General features: G+C 71.4%; 17 protein-coding genes. 16 read left to right on the plus strand and 1 reads right to left on the minus strand.

Annotation, left to right across the window (positions count from 1 at the left end):
- Positions 1-113: 113 nt before the first annotated feature.
- Positions 114-704, minus strand: a complete 591-nt coding sequence (locus BDK63_RS04505) for a Maf family protein (protein WP_183330153.1) — start codon at positions 702-704, stop codon at positions 114-116.
- Between the two features lie 172 nt (positions 705-876).
- Here BDK63_RS04505 and BDK63_RS04510 point away from each other — a divergent pair, with 172 nt between their 5' ends.
- The 16 genes from BDK63_RS04510 (at position 877) to BDK63_RS04585 (ending at position 14,835) form a co-directional block, all read left to right on the plus strand.
- Complete coding sequence (locus BDK63_RS04510; RefSeq protein ID WP_183330155.1) at positions 877-1,404, plus strand: YceD family protein; 528 nt, start codon at positions 877-879, stop codon at positions 1,402-1,404.
- 33 nt (positions 1,405-1,437) lie between these two features.
- A complete protein-coding gene (gene rpmF, locus BDK63_RS04515) occupies positions 1,438-1,608 on the plus strand; it encodes a 50S ribosomal protein L32 (RefSeq protein WP_023005526.1) in 171 nt (56 codons plus the stop codon).
- 44 nt (positions 1,609-1,652) lie between these two features.
- The gene (plsX, locus tag BDK63_RS04520) at positions 1,653-2,768 is read left to right on the plus strand and encodes a phosphate acyltransferase PlsX (protein ID WP_183330157.1); all 1,116 of its coding nucleotides are present in this window, start codon (positions 1,653-1,655) and stop codon (positions 2,766-2,768) included.
- A 5-nt stretch (positions 2,769-2,773) separates the two neighbouring features.
- Positions 2,774-3,742, plus strand: coding sequence for an ACP S-malonyltransferase (gene fabD, locus BDK63_RS04525; protein ID WP_183330159.1), 969 nt, complete (start codon positions 2,774-2,776; stop codon positions 3,740-3,742).
- A 31-nt stretch (positions 3,743-3,773) separates the two neighbouring features.
- Complete coding sequence (fabG, locus tag BDK63_RS04530) at positions 3,774-4,517, plus strand: 3-oxoacyl-ACP reductase FabG (protein ID WP_183330161.1); 744 nt, start codon at positions 3,774-3,776, stop codon at positions 4,515-4,517.
- A 133-nt stretch (positions 4,518-4,650) separates the two neighbouring features.
- Positions 4,651-4,884 (plus strand): acyl carrier protein, encoded by a 234-nt coding sequence (gene acpP, locus BDK63_RS04535; RefSeq protein WP_008956801.1) that lies wholly within the window; start codon positions 4,651-4,653, stop codon positions 4,882-4,884.
- Positions 4,885-5,088: 204 nt separating this feature from the next.
- A complete protein-coding gene (gene fabF, locus BDK63_RS04540) occupies positions 5,089-6,327 on the plus strand; it encodes a beta-ketoacyl-ACP synthase II (protein WP_183330163.1) in 1,239 nt (412 codons plus the stop codon).
- Between the two features lie 23 nt (positions 6,328-6,350).
- On the plus strand, positions 6,351-7,172 hold the full coding sequence (pabC, locus tag BDK63_RS04545) for an aminodeoxychorismate lyase (protein WP_183330165.1): 822 nt from the start codon (positions 6,351-6,353) through the stop codon (positions 7,170-7,172).
- A gap of 21 nt (positions 7,173-7,193) precedes the next feature.
- Positions 7,194-8,201 (plus strand): endolytic transglycosylase MltG, encoded by a 1,008-nt coding sequence (mltG, locus tag BDK63_RS04550; RefSeq protein ID WP_183330167.1) that lies wholly within the window; start codon positions 7,194-7,196, stop codon positions 8,199-8,201.
- A gap of 10 nt (positions 8,202-8,211) precedes the next feature.
- A complete protein-coding gene (gene tmk / locus BDK63_RS04555; RefSeq protein ID WP_183330169.1) occupies positions 8,212-8,853 on the plus strand; it encodes a dTMP kinase in 642 nt (213 codons plus the stop codon).
- A complete protein-coding gene (locus tag BDK63_RS04560; protein ID WP_183330170.1) occupies positions 8,844-9,872 on the plus strand; it encodes a DNA polymerase III subunit delta' in 1,029 nt (342 codons plus the stop codon). The genes tmk and BDK63_RS04560 overlap by 10 nt, the downstream gene beginning before the upstream one ends.
- 16 nt (positions 9,873-9,888) lie before the next feature.
- On the plus strand, positions 9,889-10,224 hold the full coding sequence (locus BDK63_RS04565; RefSeq protein ID WP_183330171.1) for a PilZ domain-containing protein: 336 nt from the start codon (positions 9,889-9,891) through the stop codon (positions 10,222-10,224).
- 130 nt (positions 10,225-10,354) lie between these two features.
- The gene (locus BDK63_RS04570) at positions 10,355-11,200 is read left to right on the plus strand and encodes a TatD family hydrolase (RefSeq protein ID WP_183330172.1); all 846 of its coding nucleotides are present in this window, start codon (positions 10,355-10,357) and stop codon (positions 11,198-11,200) included.
- Between the two features lie 46 nt (positions 11,201-11,246).
- Complete coding sequence (locus tag BDK63_RS04575) at positions 11,247-11,816, plus strand: DUF1285 domain-containing protein (RefSeq protein WP_183330173.1); 570 nt, start codon at positions 11,247-11,249, stop codon at positions 11,814-11,816.
- Positions 11,813-14,014 (plus strand): UvrD-helicase domain-containing protein, encoded by a 2,202-nt coding sequence (locus BDK63_RS04580; protein ID WP_183330174.1) that lies wholly within the window; start codon positions 11,813-11,815, stop codon positions 14,012-14,014. The genes BDK63_RS04575 and BDK63_RS04580 overlap by 4 nt, the downstream gene beginning before the upstream one ends.
- Positions 14,011-14,835: a sulfurtransferase gene (locus BDK63_RS04585; protein WP_183330175.1), complete on the plus strand. Its 825-nt coding sequence runs from the start codon at positions 14,011-14,013 to the stop codon at positions 14,833-14,835. Before BDK63_RS04580 ends, BDK63_RS04585 begins: the two co-directional genes overlap by 4 nt.
- Positions 14,836-14,883 lie beyond the last annotated feature (48 nt).

Raw genomic sequence — 14,883 nt, forward strand, 5'->3', positions numbered from 1 at the left:
GCGCTGCTGCGCGACTGGCGCCGTCAGGCGCCTGATGGTGCGGCGAGCTCGAGGCACACCTGGGAGGCCTTCGGACTCCATTCGCCCAACAGAGTTGGCCTCCTACAACTTGCCTAGACGCCAGGCGCCAGCGGATCCAGGCCTGCCTCGCGCAGCAGGGCGCAGAGGCGCATCAGCGGCAGGCCGATCAGGGTGTTGGGATCGTCGCCCTCCAGCCGCTCGAACAGGGCGATGCCCAGCCCCTCCATGCGGAAGCTCCCGGCGCTGTCCAGGGGCTGTTCCTTCGCCACGTAGCGAGCGATCTCCTCGTCGCCGAGCCGGCGGAACACCACGTCGTAGCGCTCGTGGCAGACGCGGTGGCGACCCAGGCGGGTATCCAGCAGCGCCAGGCCGGTGAGGAAGCGCACGCGGTGCCCGGAGAAGCGCGCCAGGTTGGCGCGGGCGGTGGCCGCGTCGCCGGGCTTGCCGAGGATCTCGCCCTCGAACAGGGCGACCTGGTCCGAGCCGATGATCAGGTGGTCGGGCCAGGCGTCGGCCAGCCGCTCGGCCTTGGCGAGCGCCAGTCGATGCACCAGGGCCTCCGGGCTCTCCCCCGGGCGGGGAGTCTCGTCGATATCGGGGCTCTCCCAGGCGTAGGGGATCTCCAGGCGGTCGAGCAGCTGGCGCCGCCAGCGCGATCCGGAGGCAAGAACGAGGCGTGGCATGGGCATGTTTCCTGACCGGGGTGACGGGCGCAGCGTAACATGAAGTCGACGCGCCGCTGGACGATCCCGGAGAGGGGGCGGGCAGCGCCGTCGCCGTCGCCACCCGGAGCAGGCGCGATTGCGCCACGGCGGCTTTGACAGGGACAGGGGGAGTGCCTATCATTGCGCGCCTATGTTGACCACACGACTCCCCAGCAGGGTCGAGCCCTACCGGCTCGCCGCCCGCGCCGAGCACCTCGAAGGACTGATGTCCCTCGATGATTTCGCGCGTCTCGCCGACGAGGTCGGCCCCCAGAGCGGCGACTGTCGTGTCTGGCTCGACTTCGCCATCGACGCCCAGGGGCGCCGGGTGATCCACGGCCGCCTGGAGGCCGAGCTGCAGCTGCCCTGTCGCCGCTGCCTCTCGCCGATGGCGCAGCGCGTGGCGAGCGAGTTCCTGCTGGGCATGGTCACCAGCGACGCTCTGGCAGCCGAGCTGCCGAGCACCCACGAGCCGGTGCTGGTGGAAAACGAACAGCTGAACCTGCTGACGGTGGTCGAGGATGAACTGATCCTCAGTCTGCCCCAGGTGGTTTACCACGACGAGGCCGACTGTGAGGTCTCTCGCGACCAGCTGACCAGTGGGGCGGATGCCGCGGCATCCCGTGAGCCCGCTGCGAGCCCGTTCGAGGTGCTCAAGCGCCTCAAGGGCAAATCCTGATTCATCATCGATTGCACTCTGGAGTGACATCCCATGGCAGTTCAACAGAACCGCAAGACCCGTTCCAAGCGCGGCATGCGTCGTAGCCACGACGCGCTGAGCGCACCGGCCCTTTCCCAGGACAAGGAGACCGGTACCACCCACCTGCGTCACCACGTCTCCCCCGACGGCTTCTACCGTGGCCGCAAGGTCGTCGACGCCTGAGGCGACGACGCGCCCTGCGGTGACGCCTGGCCGCTGACCCTGTCGTGAGAATCGCCATCGATGCGATGGGCGGAGACCTCGGTCCCCGCGCTACCGTGCAGGGGGCGGCCAGTGCCGTGATCCAGGACCCCCGTCTCGAGATCCGGCTGTTCGGCGTGCGCCGAACGCTGGAAGACGAGATCTCCTGCCTGCCGCGGCGGCTCGCCGCGGCCGGTTCGCGTCTGGAGGTCGTCGATGCCCCGCGGGTCATCGACCAGGGCGTGCGCCCCTCCGATGCGCTGCGTCACGGCCAGGACTCCAGCATGGCCAGGATGCTGGCCTGTGTCGCTTCCGGGGAGGCAGCGGCCGGGGTCAGTGCCGGCAACACCGGCGCCCTGATGGCCCTGGCGCGGCGGGCCCTGGGAACGGTGGCCGGCATCCCCAGGCCGGCGATCAGCACGGCGATCCCCACCCGCCAGCAGGGGCGCTGCTATCTGCTCGACCTGGGGGCCAACGTCGAGGCCTCGGCGGAGCGGCTGGTGGACTTCGCGCTGATGGGCGAGCTGATGGCGCGCCACGTGGATGGGCTTGCCGCGCCCCGGGTCGCCCTGCTCAATGTCGGGCTCGAGGGGACCAAGGGTACGGCCAGCGTCCGCGAGGCGGATGCCCGGCTGCGCGAGCTGCCCCACCTCGCCTACCAGGGCTTCGTGGAGGGAGACGGGATCTTCAGCGGCCGCGTGGACGTGGTGGTCTGCGACGGCTTCGTCGGCAATGCGGTGCTCAAGGCCAGCGAGGGCCTTGCGCGCATGCTGGTCGAGCGGGTGCAGACCACCTTCGAGGCCCACTGGAGCAGTCGACTGGTGGGGGCGCTGGCGAGGCCGGCGCTGCGGCGGCTCAGGAGCGAGCTGGATCCGGTGCGCTACAATGGCGCCAGCCTGCTGGGCCTGGCCGGCATCGTGGTGAAGAGCCACGGCAGTGCCGATGCGACCGGCTTCCACTATGCGGTGCAGCGGGCGGTCCAGGAGGTCAGTCGTGACCTGCCGAGACATCTGGCGGCGGAGCTGGTGCCGCGACGGCCCGCTATCGATTCGGTCGACCGCGGCGGTCGAACCGACAGCGGACCTCGAGTCCTCGCACCGGGAAGCGCCGGTGACGATGAAAGCCAACAAGAGCATAGGTGATTGACATGACCCAACCCCTCGCCCTCGTGTTCCCCGGGCAGGGTTCCCAGCAGATGGGCATGCTGCGGGAACTGGCGGAACGCTACAGCGTGGTGCGCACCACCTTCGAGGAGGCCTCCGACGCCCTCGGCTACGACCTCTGGCAGGTGGTCCAGGAGGGACCCGAGGAGGCCCTCAACGCCACCGCCTGTACCCAGCCGGCGCTGCTCAGTGCCAGCGTGGCGATCTGGCGGGTCTGGCAGGAGCTGGAAGGCCCCCGCCCCGGCGCCATGGCCGGGCACAGCCTCGGCGAGTACAGTGCCATGGTCTGTGCCGGGGCGCTCCCCTTCGCCCAGGGCGTGCGCCTGGTGAAGCTGCGCGGCGAGGCGATGCAGGAGGCGGTGCCGGTGGGCGAGGGCGCCATGGCGGCGATCCTCGGTCTCGACGACGCCGTGGTCGAGAAGGCCTGTGCCGACGCCGCCCATGGCGAGGTGGTCTCTGCCGTGAACTACAATGCCCCCGGTCAGGTGGTGATCGCCGGCGGCAAGGCGGCGGTGGAGCGTGCCATCGCCGCCTGCCAGGAGGCGGGGGCCAAGCGTGCCATGCCGCTGCCGGTCTCGGTGCCCTCCCACTGCGCGCTGATGGAGCCGGCCGCCGAGCGACTGGCCGCCGCCATGGGCGAGCTGGAGCTGCGGGCCCCGCGCTACACCGTGATCCAGAACGTCGACGCCCAGGCCCACGCCGATGTCGAGACCCTGCGTACCCGCCTGATCGAGCAGCTCTATCGCCCGGTCCGCTGGACCGCCTGCGTCGAGGCGATGGTCGAGCGCGGTGCCGAGGTGTTCATCGAGTGTGGCCCGGGCAAGGTGCTCACCGGTCTGAACAAGCGGATCGCGCGGGGCAGCAAGGGGCTGGCGGTCAACGATCCCGACAGCCTGGATGCGGCCCTCGAGCTGGCCCGGGACGCGGCCGGCCAGTCGTCAGCCAACGGCTGATTTCCCTCACCAGGACGAAGGCGGAACCACCATGACTACCGAAACCAGAGTCGCCCTGATCACCGGTGCCAGCCGCGGCATCGGCCGGGCCATCGCCCATGAGCTGGGGCGCCAGGGGCGCATCGTGATTGGCACGGCCACCAGCGACGCCGGTGCCGAGAGGATCGATGCCGACCTCAAGGCCCAGGGGATCGAGGGCGCCGGGCGCCGGCTCGACGTGACCGACCAGGCCAGCGTCGACGCCCTGGTCAAGGCGATCAGCGAGGAGTTCGGCGCCCCGACCATCCTGGTCAACAACGCCGGCATCACCCGGGACAACCTGCTGATGCGCATGAAGGAAGACGAGTGGGATGCGGTGGTCGACACCAATCTCAAGTCGGTCTACCGCGTCAGCAAGGCCTGCCTGCGCGGCATGACCCGGGCGCGCTTCGGCCGTATCGTCAGCATCAGCTCGGTGGTGGCCAGCATGGGCAACCTGGGACAGACCAACTATGCTGCCGCCAAGGCGGGGATGGAGGGCTTCACCCGGGCGCTGGCCCGCGAGGTGGCGTCCCGTGCCATCACCGTCAATGCGGTGGCGCCCGGCTTCATCGCCACCGACATGACCGAGGCCCTGCCGGAGGAGCAGCACAAGGTGCTGCTCGGCCAGATTCCCCTGGCGCGCCTCGGCCAGCCGGAGGAGATCGCCGCGGCGGTGGGCTTCCTCACCGGCGAGACCGCCGGCTACATCACCGGCGAGATCCTGCACGTCAATGGCGGCATGAACATGCGTTGAGACCCGCCGGGTCCGGCGGTTGCGCCGGCCCCGGGGCGTCTATAAACTACCCCGCAGCTTCCGGCTTGCGGATCTGGAACTTAAAACGGCTGGACATCTGAACGGCCAACGTGAACGACTGGAGTACGTCATAATGAGCACCATCGAAGAGCGCGTTAAGAAGGTTGTGGCCGAGCGTCTGAACGTCAAGGAAGAAGATATTCAGAACTCCTCTTCCTTCACCGAGGACCTCGGCGCTGATTCCCTGGATACCGTCGAGCTGGTCATGGCGCTCGAGGAAGAGTTCGACACCGAGATTCCCGACGAGGAAGCCGAGAAGATCACCACCGTTCAGGAAGCCATCGACTACGTCAACGCCCACCAGTAAGCTGGTGGCGGTCGATACCGCTTGCTGACGCTCGGGGCTCGTCCCCGGAAAAGAGCCGCCCTGTGAGGCGGCTTTTTCGTCGGCAGGCCGGTCGGCCATGGGCTTGTCAGGGCGGCACGCGACGGGGAGACTCGTTATAATGCGCGCACACGACGGCTCCCTCGGGTCGGAGTCGTGTCATTGAGGATGTCTGGAGGAAAGCTGATGGCTCGTAGAAGGGTTGTGGTGACCGGGCTCGGCCTGGTCACGCCGGTGGGAAATACCGTGGACGAGAGCTGGTCGAACATCGTGGCCGGCAAGAGCGGCATTGCCCCCCTCGAGCACTTCGATGTCAGCGGCTTCAACACGCGCTTCGGGGGGTCCGTCAAGGACTTCGACATCAGTCCCTACCTGAATCCCAAGGAAGCCCGCAAGATGGACCTGTTCATCCAGTACGGCATGGCCGCGGGTGCCCAGGCCATCGCGGATTCGGGGCTCGCCTGCACCGAGGAGAATGCCGGCCGCATCGGCGTGGCGATCGGCTCCGGGATCGGCGGCCTGCCGATGATCGAACACAACCACAGCGTCATGCTCAAGAGCGGCCCGCGGCGCATCTCACCCTTCTTCGTGCCCGGCTCGATCATCAACATGATCTCCGGCAACCTGGCGATCCAGCACGGGTTCCGGGGCCCCAACATCGCCATCACCACCGCCTGCACCACCGGCACCCACAACATCGGCTACAGCGCGAGGACCATCGCCTACGGTGACGCCGATGTGATGATCTGCGGCGGTGCCGAGATGGCCACCACTCCGCTGGGCCTCGGCGGCTTCTCCGCGGCCCGGGCGCTCTCCACGCGCAACGACGATCCCCAGGCGGCCAGCCGGCCCTGGGACCGGGACCGCGATGGCTTCGTGCTCTCCGACGGGGCGGGCGTCATGGTGCTGGAGGAGTACGAGCACGCGAAGGCGCGCGGCGCGACCATCTATGCGGAGCTCAGCGGCTTCGGCATGAGCGACGATGCCTACCACATGACCTCTCCGCCCGAGGACGGCAGCGGCGCGGCACTCTCCATGGCCAATGCCGTGCGTGATGCCGGCATCGACGCCTCGGCCATCGACTACATCAACGCCCACGGCACCTCGACGCCGGCCGGTGACCTGGCGGAGAGCCTGGCCGTCGAGCGGGTGATGGGCGAGGCGGCAAGATCCGTCGCAGTGAGCTCCACCAAGTCGATGATCGGCCACCTGCTGGGCGCGGCCGGCGCGGTGGAGGCGGTGTTCTGCGTGCTGGCGATCCGCGACCAGGTGGCGCCGCCCACCATCAACCTGGACAACCCCCAGGAGGGCTGCCGCCTCGACTATGTCCCGCACACCGCCCGCGAGATGAAGATCGACGTGGCACTCTCCAACTCCTTCGGCTTCGGCGGCACCAACGGCACCCTGGTCTTCACGCGGGCGTGAGCCATGAGGCGGGAGGGCGCGAGGTGAGGGGGGCTGCCGCCGGGGAGGGCTGGCCCCTCGACGACCGCGGTGCGGCCTATGGCGATGGCCTGTTCGAGACCGTGCTGGTGCGCGACGGCCGGCCGCGGCTGTGGGACGAGCACCTGGCGCGCCTGGCCCGCGGCTGCCATGTGCTGGGCCTGCCGCTGCCCGCGGAGCACCGGCTCGCCGCGCCCCTGGCCGAGGCGCCGTCGGGCCTTGCGGTGCTCAAGCTGATGCTGACCCGCGGCAGCGGCGGGCGCGGCTATCGTGCCCCGGCGACCCCGGCGCCGCGGCTGCGTTGGCAGCTGGCCCCCTTCACCCCCGACGTGGCGCGCTGGCAGGAAGGGGTCAGGGTGCGCCACTGCGCCCTGCGCCTGGGGATCCAGCCGCGGCTGGCCGGCCTCAAGCACCTCAACCGGCTGGAGAATGTCCTGGCGCGCGCGGAGTGGGACGACGACGAGGTGGCCGAGGGGCTGCTCTGCGACAGCGACGGCCGCCTGGTGGAGGCCACCGCCATGAACCTCTTCTGGCGACGGGCGGGTGCCCTGGAGACGCCGCGGATGGACCGCTGCGGCGTGGCCGGCACCCTGCGGGAGGCGCTCATCGAACGCCTGGAGGTCCGCGAGGTCGATATCCTGCCCGAGGCGCTCGAGGCGGCCGAGGCGGTCTGGCTCGGCAACTCCGTGCAGGGCGTCTGGCCGGTGACCCGCCTCGATGACGCGGCCGGCAGGCCGCTCCTCCGCTGGCGGCTGTCCGCCAGCCACCGCGCCTTCCAGGCCGAGGCCCATCGCCTGCTGGGCTACCCCCTTCCCGACCTGAACTGAGATGAGACGACGAGGACACCGATGCTGCGTGTGGTGAAGATCCTGCTGGTGCTGGCCCTCCTGGCTGGCGCGGCGTTGTTCGCCGGCCATCGCTACTGGGAGTCGCGGCTCGCCGCGCCCATCGCCGTGGACGAGCCGACCCTCTACGAGGTGCCCCGCGGTGCAGGCTACAACCGCGTGGTGGCCGACCTGGCCGAACGCGGGGTGATCGCCGACGTCTGGGCCTTCCGCCTGCTCACGCGGCTCGAGCCCGAGGCGGTCCCGAGCCTGCGTGCCGGGGAATACATGCTGGAACCCGGCATGAGCGGGCGCGAGATGATCGCCCTGCTGGGCAGCGACCGGGTCGTCACCTACCCCCTGACCATCCCCGAGGGCTGGACCTTCCGCCAGATGCGCGACCTGCTCGAGGCGGCGCCCAAGCTGGAGACGCGCACCGAGGGGCTCTCCGACGAGGAGGTGATGGCGCTGCTCGACCGCGAGGGGGTGCATCCCGAGGGCTGGTTCTTCCCCGACACCTACCGCTACCACAAGGGCGTGAGCGACCTGGAGATCCTGGGCCAGGCGCTCTCCCGCATGGAGCGCATCCTCGAGGAGGTGTGGGCCTCGCGGGTCGACGACCTCACCATCGAGACGCCCTACGAGGCGCTGATCATGGCCTCGCTGATCGAGCGGGAGACCGGCGCCCCGGAGGAGCGCCGCGAGATCGCCGGCGTCTTCAAGCGGCGGATGGAGCGGGGCATGCGCCTGCAGACCGATCCCACGGTGATCTACGGCATGGGCGAGCGCTACGAGGGGCGGATCACCCGGGCCGACCTCCGCGAGGCCACGCCCTACAATACCTACGTGATCGACGGGATGCCGCCGACGCCCATCGCCATGCCGGGCCGGGCTTCCCTCGAGGCCGCGGTGGACCCGCTGCCCGGCGAGACCCTCTACTTCGTGTCGCGTGGCGACGGTACCCACCACTTCTCGCGGACGCTGCGCGAGCACAACAACGCGGTCAATCGGTATATCCGCAATCGCCAGTAAGGAGACACAAATGGCCGAGCGCGGGCGCTTTATCACCCTGGAAGGGGGCGAGGGGGTGGGCAAGTCCACCAACCTGGCCCGGGTGGTCGAATGGCTGGAGGCCCGGGGCCTCGAGGTGGTCCAGACCCGCGAGCCGGGGGGCACGCCCCGCGCCGAGGCGATCCGGACGCTGCTGCTCGACCCCGCCGGCGACGAGCCGCTGGACGACGATGCGGAGCTGCTGCTGGTGTTCGCCGCCCGTGCCCAGCACCTGGCCCGGGTGGTCCGCCCGGCCCTCGAGCGGGGCGCCTGGGTGGTGTGCGACCGCTTCACCGACGCCACCTTTGCCTATCAGGGCGGCGGACGCGGCATTCCCGCCCCACGCATCGCCGAGCTGGAACGCTTCGTCCAGCAGGGGCTCGAACCCGACCTGACCCTGCTGCTGGACATGCCCGTGGAGGCGGCCCAGCGGCGGGTCGCGGCGCGGGGTGGCGAGCGGGATCGCTTCGAGCGCGAGCGCGCCGACTTCTTCACCGCCGTTCGCGACGCCTACCTGGCCCGGGCCGCCGCGGCGCCCCGGCGCATCGCGGTGATCGATGCCTCCCGGGACCTGGCGGCCGTGGGCGAACAGATCCGGGCGACCCTGGCCGAACGGGTGGCGGCATGGCGCTGAACGAGGCGGGGCCGGTCGTGGAGGCCCCGGGGCTGCCGCTGCCCTGGCTGCGCGCGCGCTTCGACGAGCTGACCAGGCTGATGGATGCCGGGCGGCTGCCCCACGCCCTGCTGATCTCCGGGCCGCGGGGGGTGGGCAAGCGCTCGCTGGCCGATGCCCTGATCGCCCGGGTGCTCTGTGCCGCTCCCGGCGAGGCCGCCTGCGGCCACTGCCACGGCTGCCGGATGCTGGCCTCGGGCTACCACCCGGACCTGCTGCGCGTCGAGCCGGAGCAGGGCAAGCGCCAGATCCGCATCGACCCCATCCGCGAGGTCAACGCCTTCGTCGCCCAGACCGCCCAGCAGGGCGGCTATCGGGTGATCCTGATCGCCCCGGCGGAGACCATGAACGTCGCCGCCGCCAACGCGCTGCTCAAGAGCCTGGAGGAGCCCGGTGGGCGGACCCTGTTCGTGCTGCTCGCCGACATTCCCTCGCGCATGCTGCCCACCATCCGCTCGCGCTGCCAGCACTGGAGCCTGGCCCCCCCGCCGCCGGAGGCGTGCCTGCCCTGGCTGACCGAACGGCTGGGCGGCGAGGATGAGGCGCGCTTCTGGTGGCGCGTCGCCGGCGGGCTGCCGCTGGCCGCGCTCGACCGGGCCGAACCGGAGTCCCGGGCGCTGCGCCAGCAGCTCGTGGAGACCTTCGAGGCGCTGGTGCGGGGGGCGGAGCCGGTGGCCGAGGCGGCGCGCCTCGAGCGCCAGTCCACCGAGGCGATACTGTGGTACGGTATCGCCTGGCTGGAGGACCTGATCCGCCTGGGTCTCTCCGGCGAGAGCCCGGAGCGGGCCCCGTCGCTTCGCAACCCGGACCTGCTGCCGCTCTACCGGCAGGCGGTCAAGAACGCCCGGGTGCGCGACTGGTTCCGCCTGCTCGACTACGCCCGGGAACAGCGCCGCCTGCTGGCCTCGGGCGGCAACCCCAATCCCCAGCTGGTGCTGGAAGCCTGGCTGGTGCGCTGGTCCGCGCTGCTGCGCTCTTGAGCGAGGAGATATCCCCATGGCTGCCCAGAAGGCGCTGTCGCTGAACATCCAGGACGTCCAGACCCTGCTCTCGGCCTACATGCCATCGCTCGAGCGAGGCGGCATCTTCGTGCCGACCCGCGAGCGCTACGAGCTGGGCCAGGAGATCTACCTGCTGCTGACCCTGCCCGGCGAGAGCGACCGGGTACCGGTCACCGGGCAGGTGGTATGGGTCTCTCCCGAGGGCGTCAGCGGCCGGCGGATGCCCGGCGTCGGCATCCATTTCAGCGCCGGTGACCAGGCGGTGCGGGATCGCATCGAGAACCTGCTGGCCGGCCACCTGGACAAGGGGGCGCCGACCTATACGCTCTAGGAGCGCCGAGCGCCGAGCGCCGAGCGCCGAGCGCCGAGCGCCGAGCGCCGAGCGCCGAGCGCCGAGCGCCGATTGACGCCATTCGCCGCCATCGAGCGGTAACTTTCTTCTGTCCCTGGTATTTTTCTGCATGTTTGTCGACTCCCACTGCCATCTCGACCGTCTCGATCCCCGTACCCACGGTGGTGACCTCGCCGCGACCCTGGATGCCGCTCGAGCGCGAGGCGTCCGCCAGTTCCTGGCCATCGGCGTCACCCTGGAGGAGGTGCCCGGCATCGCCGCCATCGCCCGCGAGCACGACGACGTGGTGATCTCTGCCGGCGTGCACCCGCTGCACCGGGTGGCCGAGGAGCCGACGGTCGAGGCGATCAGGGAGACCGCCGAGCGCTTCGGCGCCGTGGCCATCGGCGAGTGCGGCCTGGACTACCACTACCTGGAGAAGGCCCCCGAGTCGGTGCCCTCCCGGGAGGTGCAGCGCGAGCGCTTTCGCCGTCAGCTGATCGCGGCGACCGAGCTCGAGCTGCCGGTGATCATCCACACCCGCGAGGCCCGCGAGGAGACCCTCGCGCTGATCCGCGAGCACACCGACCCGGCCATCGGCGGCGTGCTGCACTGCTTCACCGAGGACCTGGAGATGGCCCGCGAGGCGGTCCGCCACGGCTTCTTCATCTCGCTCTCCGGCATCGTCACCTTCCGCAATGCCGAGGCGCTGCGCGAGGTGGCCCGCCGGGTGCCGCTGGATCGCCTGCTGATCGAGACCGACAGCCCCTACCTGGCACCGGTGCCCCATCGTGGCAAGCCCAACGAACCCGCCTGGGTGGTGGAGGTGGCCGAGTGCATCGCCACCGAGCGCGGCATCAGCGTGGAGGAGGTCGCCATGCAGACCACCGCCAACTTCTACCGGCTGTTCCGGGCCGCGGTGCCCGAGGCGCCGGCCGGGGTGCGCGAGTCCCTGCGCGACGCCGGGCTGGTCTAAGCTTCCCTCATCACCCTGTCTTCCGCGGCCCGGAGGAGGGCGCACCATGCATCTCGACCCGCTGCTGTCCCAGATCGACCCCGAGGGCGAGATCCCGCCCGTGGACCGCTGGCACCCCGATCGCCAGGGACGCATGGACCTGGTGATCGCCGCCGATGGCCGCTGGATCCACGAGGGCGTCGCCATCGCCCGGCCGCGCCTGGTGCGGCTGCTCTCCACCATCCTGCGCCGCGAGGCCGACGGCGGCTATGCCCTGGTGACGCCCGCCGAGCTGCAGCGCATCCGCGTCGAGGATCGCCCCTTCCTGATCGTCGACGCCGAGCGCGACGACAGCGGCCGCTGGTGGCTGACCACCAACGTCGGCGACCGGCTGGTGCTGGACGAGGCCCGTCGGCTGACGCCGAGCGAGACCCCGGCCGGCGAGACGGTCCCCGAGGTGCCGGTGCGCTTCGGGCTCTCCGCGCGGCTGGGGCGCAACGTCTACTACCGCCTGGTGGAAGCGGCCGAGAGCCTAGCGCTGCCCGACGGCGGCGAGGAGCTGGGCCTCGTGAGCGATGGCGCCTGGCAGCCCCTCGGCCGGCTGGCGGCCGGGGGCGCGGACGGCGAGGCCCCGTGAGGCTTACCGAGGAACAGCGGGCCGTCGTCGCGCACGGTGCCGGCCACGCCCGGGTCGCCGCCGTGGCCGGCTCGGGGAAGACCACCACCATGGTGGCGCGGGTGCTCACCCTGCTCGAGCAGGGCGTGACGCCGTCGCGCCTGCTGGTGCTGATGTTCAACCGCTCGGCCCGCGAGGACTTCCAGGCGCGTCTGGCGGCCATGGCCCCGCCCGGCCAGCCGCTGCCCGACGTGCGCACCTTCCACTCCCTGGGCCACCGGCTGACCGCCACCCTGACCCGCTGGGGGGCGCTGGCCCCCCGTGAGCTGCTGACTGCCGACTGGCAGCTGGAGAGGCTGCTGCGCCAGGCCACCCAGCGGGCCCTGGCGGAGGTGGCCGAGCCGCGCGAGTCGGCGCTGGACGCCGAGCGCCTCGAGGCCCTGGCCCACTTCTGTGCGCTGGTGAAGGCCGAGATGGTGCCGCCGGCGACGCTCTTCGAGCGCCTCGACTTCGGCGAGGAGACCGACCACTTCGTGGCCGCCTTCGACCACGCCGAGGCGCTGCTCGCCGAGCATGGCCTGATGAGCTATTCGGACCTGCTCTATCGCCCGCTGCGGGCCCTGGAGGCCGACGCCGGCCTGCGCGCCCGGGTCCAGGGGTTTCTCGACCACGTGATCATCGACGAGTACCAGGACATCAACGTCGCCCAGCAGCGCCTGCTGGCGCTGCTGGCGGGCCGGGATGCCGCGGTGATGGCGGTCGGCGATGCCAACCAGTGCATCTACGAGTGGCGCGGCGCCCACCCCGACACCATGCTCGAGCGCTTCACCGCCACCTTCGGCGAGGCGGTCGACTACCCGCTCTCCACCACCTTCCGGCATGGCCATGCCCTGGCGCTGTCGGCGAACCATGCCATCGCCGCCAACCGCCGCCGCCCCGACCAGCTCTGCGTGGCCGCTCCCGGCAATCCCGACACCTCACTGGGCCTGGACCAGGGCAGCCGCGGCCTGCTGCAGGCGCTGGCCGCCTGGCAGCACGAGGGGCGCCGGCTCGACGAGGCCTGCGTGCTGGTGCGCAGCTGGGCGCTCTCCGTGCCGCTGCAGCTGGCGCTGCTGCGCGAGGGCATCCCGTTCCGGCTGGCCCGGGAGGATCGCTTCGTCTTCCGCCTGCCGCTGGTCCAGGCGCTGGCCGGCTACCTGATGCTGGCGCGGACCCCGGCCCTGCTCGCCGACCCCGCCCACCTGGCCCTGCTGCTGGGCCAGCCGACCCCCTTCGTGGCCCGCGAGCGCCTGGTGGCCCTGGCCACGCGCCTGGCCGAGACCCAGCGCTGGCCCGAGCGCCACGACCCGCTGCTCGAGGGGCTCAGGCCCCACCAGAAGCGCACCCTGAAGCGGCGCTGGGCGCTGCTCTGCGAGCTGCCGCGTCTCGCCGCCTGGCCGCCGGCGCGGCTGCTCGCCCACGTGGTAGAGGCGGTGGAGGCCGAGAAGGTGCTCAAGCGCGCCGCGGCGCGCCGCGACAAGGGGGAGGAGGACGTGCGCCTGCTCGACGTTCTGCTCGAGCAGGCCGCGGAACTCGGCAACGATCCGGACGCCTTCATCGAGCTGCTGCGCCGCCCGGTGGAGAACCGCGAGGACGGGGTGCTGATCACCACCGTCCATGGCGCCAAGGGACTGGAGTGGCCGCTGGTGGTGCTGGCGGGCGCCAACGAGGAGGACTTTCCCCACTACAGCCGCGACAACCCCCTGTCGCCGCAGCGCCTCGAGGAGGAGCGACGGCTCTTCTACGTGGCCATCACCCGGGCCCGCGAGCGGCTGCTGCTGCTCCACGACGGCGGTGATCATCGCCCCAGCCGGTTCATCGCCGAGAGCGCCTGGCAGGACGCCGAACGCGTCCGCCGACGCCTCGCGGCCGGCGCGACAGAGGACGGCCCCCTGGCCGTGGCCTGTCCCGACCTGGTGGGGCGCTATCTCGAGGCCCTGGGCGAGAGCCTGCCGCTGGCGGCCCTCTCCCGGGACGAGGTCGCCGAGCCCACCGCGCCCTATGCCGGCTTCAGTGTCGGCCAGTGGCTGCGCCATGCCGTGTTCGGCGAGGGCGAGATCCACCTGGTGGAGGGCGACCCGGCCAACCCGGTGATCGAGGTCCGCTTCCGGCATGCCGGCCGGCGGCGGCTGATCGCGCGGCGCGCCCCCATCGAACTGATCGCAGGAGAACCCGCATGAGCACGCCCCTGATCACCTCCACCGAACTGGCCGATGCCCTGGAGGGCGCGCGGCCCCCCCGTCTGCTCGACTGCCGCGCGCGCCTCGGTGACCCGGATGCCGGCCACGGCCTCTGGTGGGCGGCCCACCTGCCGGGCAGCGTCCATCTGGACCTGGATCGCGACCTGGCGGCGCCGCCGGGGCAGGGCGGTCGCCATCCGCTGCCGTCGACCGCGGCCTTTACCGCCACCCTGCAGCGGCTCGGCATCACCCCCGAGCTGCCGGTGGTGGTCTACGACGACATGGGGGGACAGCTGGCGGCGGCGCGTGCCTGGTGGATGATCGCCTGCTGGGCCGGGCACCCCGACGTCAGGCTGCTCGATGGCGGCCTCAAGGCCTGGCTCGGCGCGGGGGGAGAGCTGGCCGAGGGGGACCGCTCCCCGCTGCGGCCCAGCGACTGGACGCCGGTCTACGATGACACGCGGCGGGTGGACGCCGACCAGGTCTTCTCGGGGCGCGCCCTCAAGGTGGACGCCCGCTCCCGTGAGCGCTTCCGCGGCGAGGCGGAGCCCATCGATCCGGTGGCGGGGCATATCCCCGGGGCGGTCTGCCGGCCCTCGGCGGACAACCTGACGGCGGAGGGACGCTTCAAGTCGCCGTCACGGCTCGCCGCGGAGCTGCCCGAGGCCGAGGAGGCCGTGGCCTACTGTGGCTCCGGCGTCACCGCCTGCCATACCATCCTGGCCTACGCCGTGGCCGGCCGCTCCCTGCCGCGGCTCTACCCCGGCTCCTGGAGCGAGTGGATCCGCGATCCCGCGCGGCCGGTGGCCACCGGCGACTGACGCCGGGCTGTGCCCGGAGCTGCCAGCCACAAGGATCAAGCCGCAAGC

Source organism: Halomonas campaniensis (assembly GCF_014193375.1).
GTDB lineage: Bacteria > Pseudomonadota > Gammaproteobacteria > Pseudomonadales > Halomonadaceae > Halomonas > Halomonas campaniensis.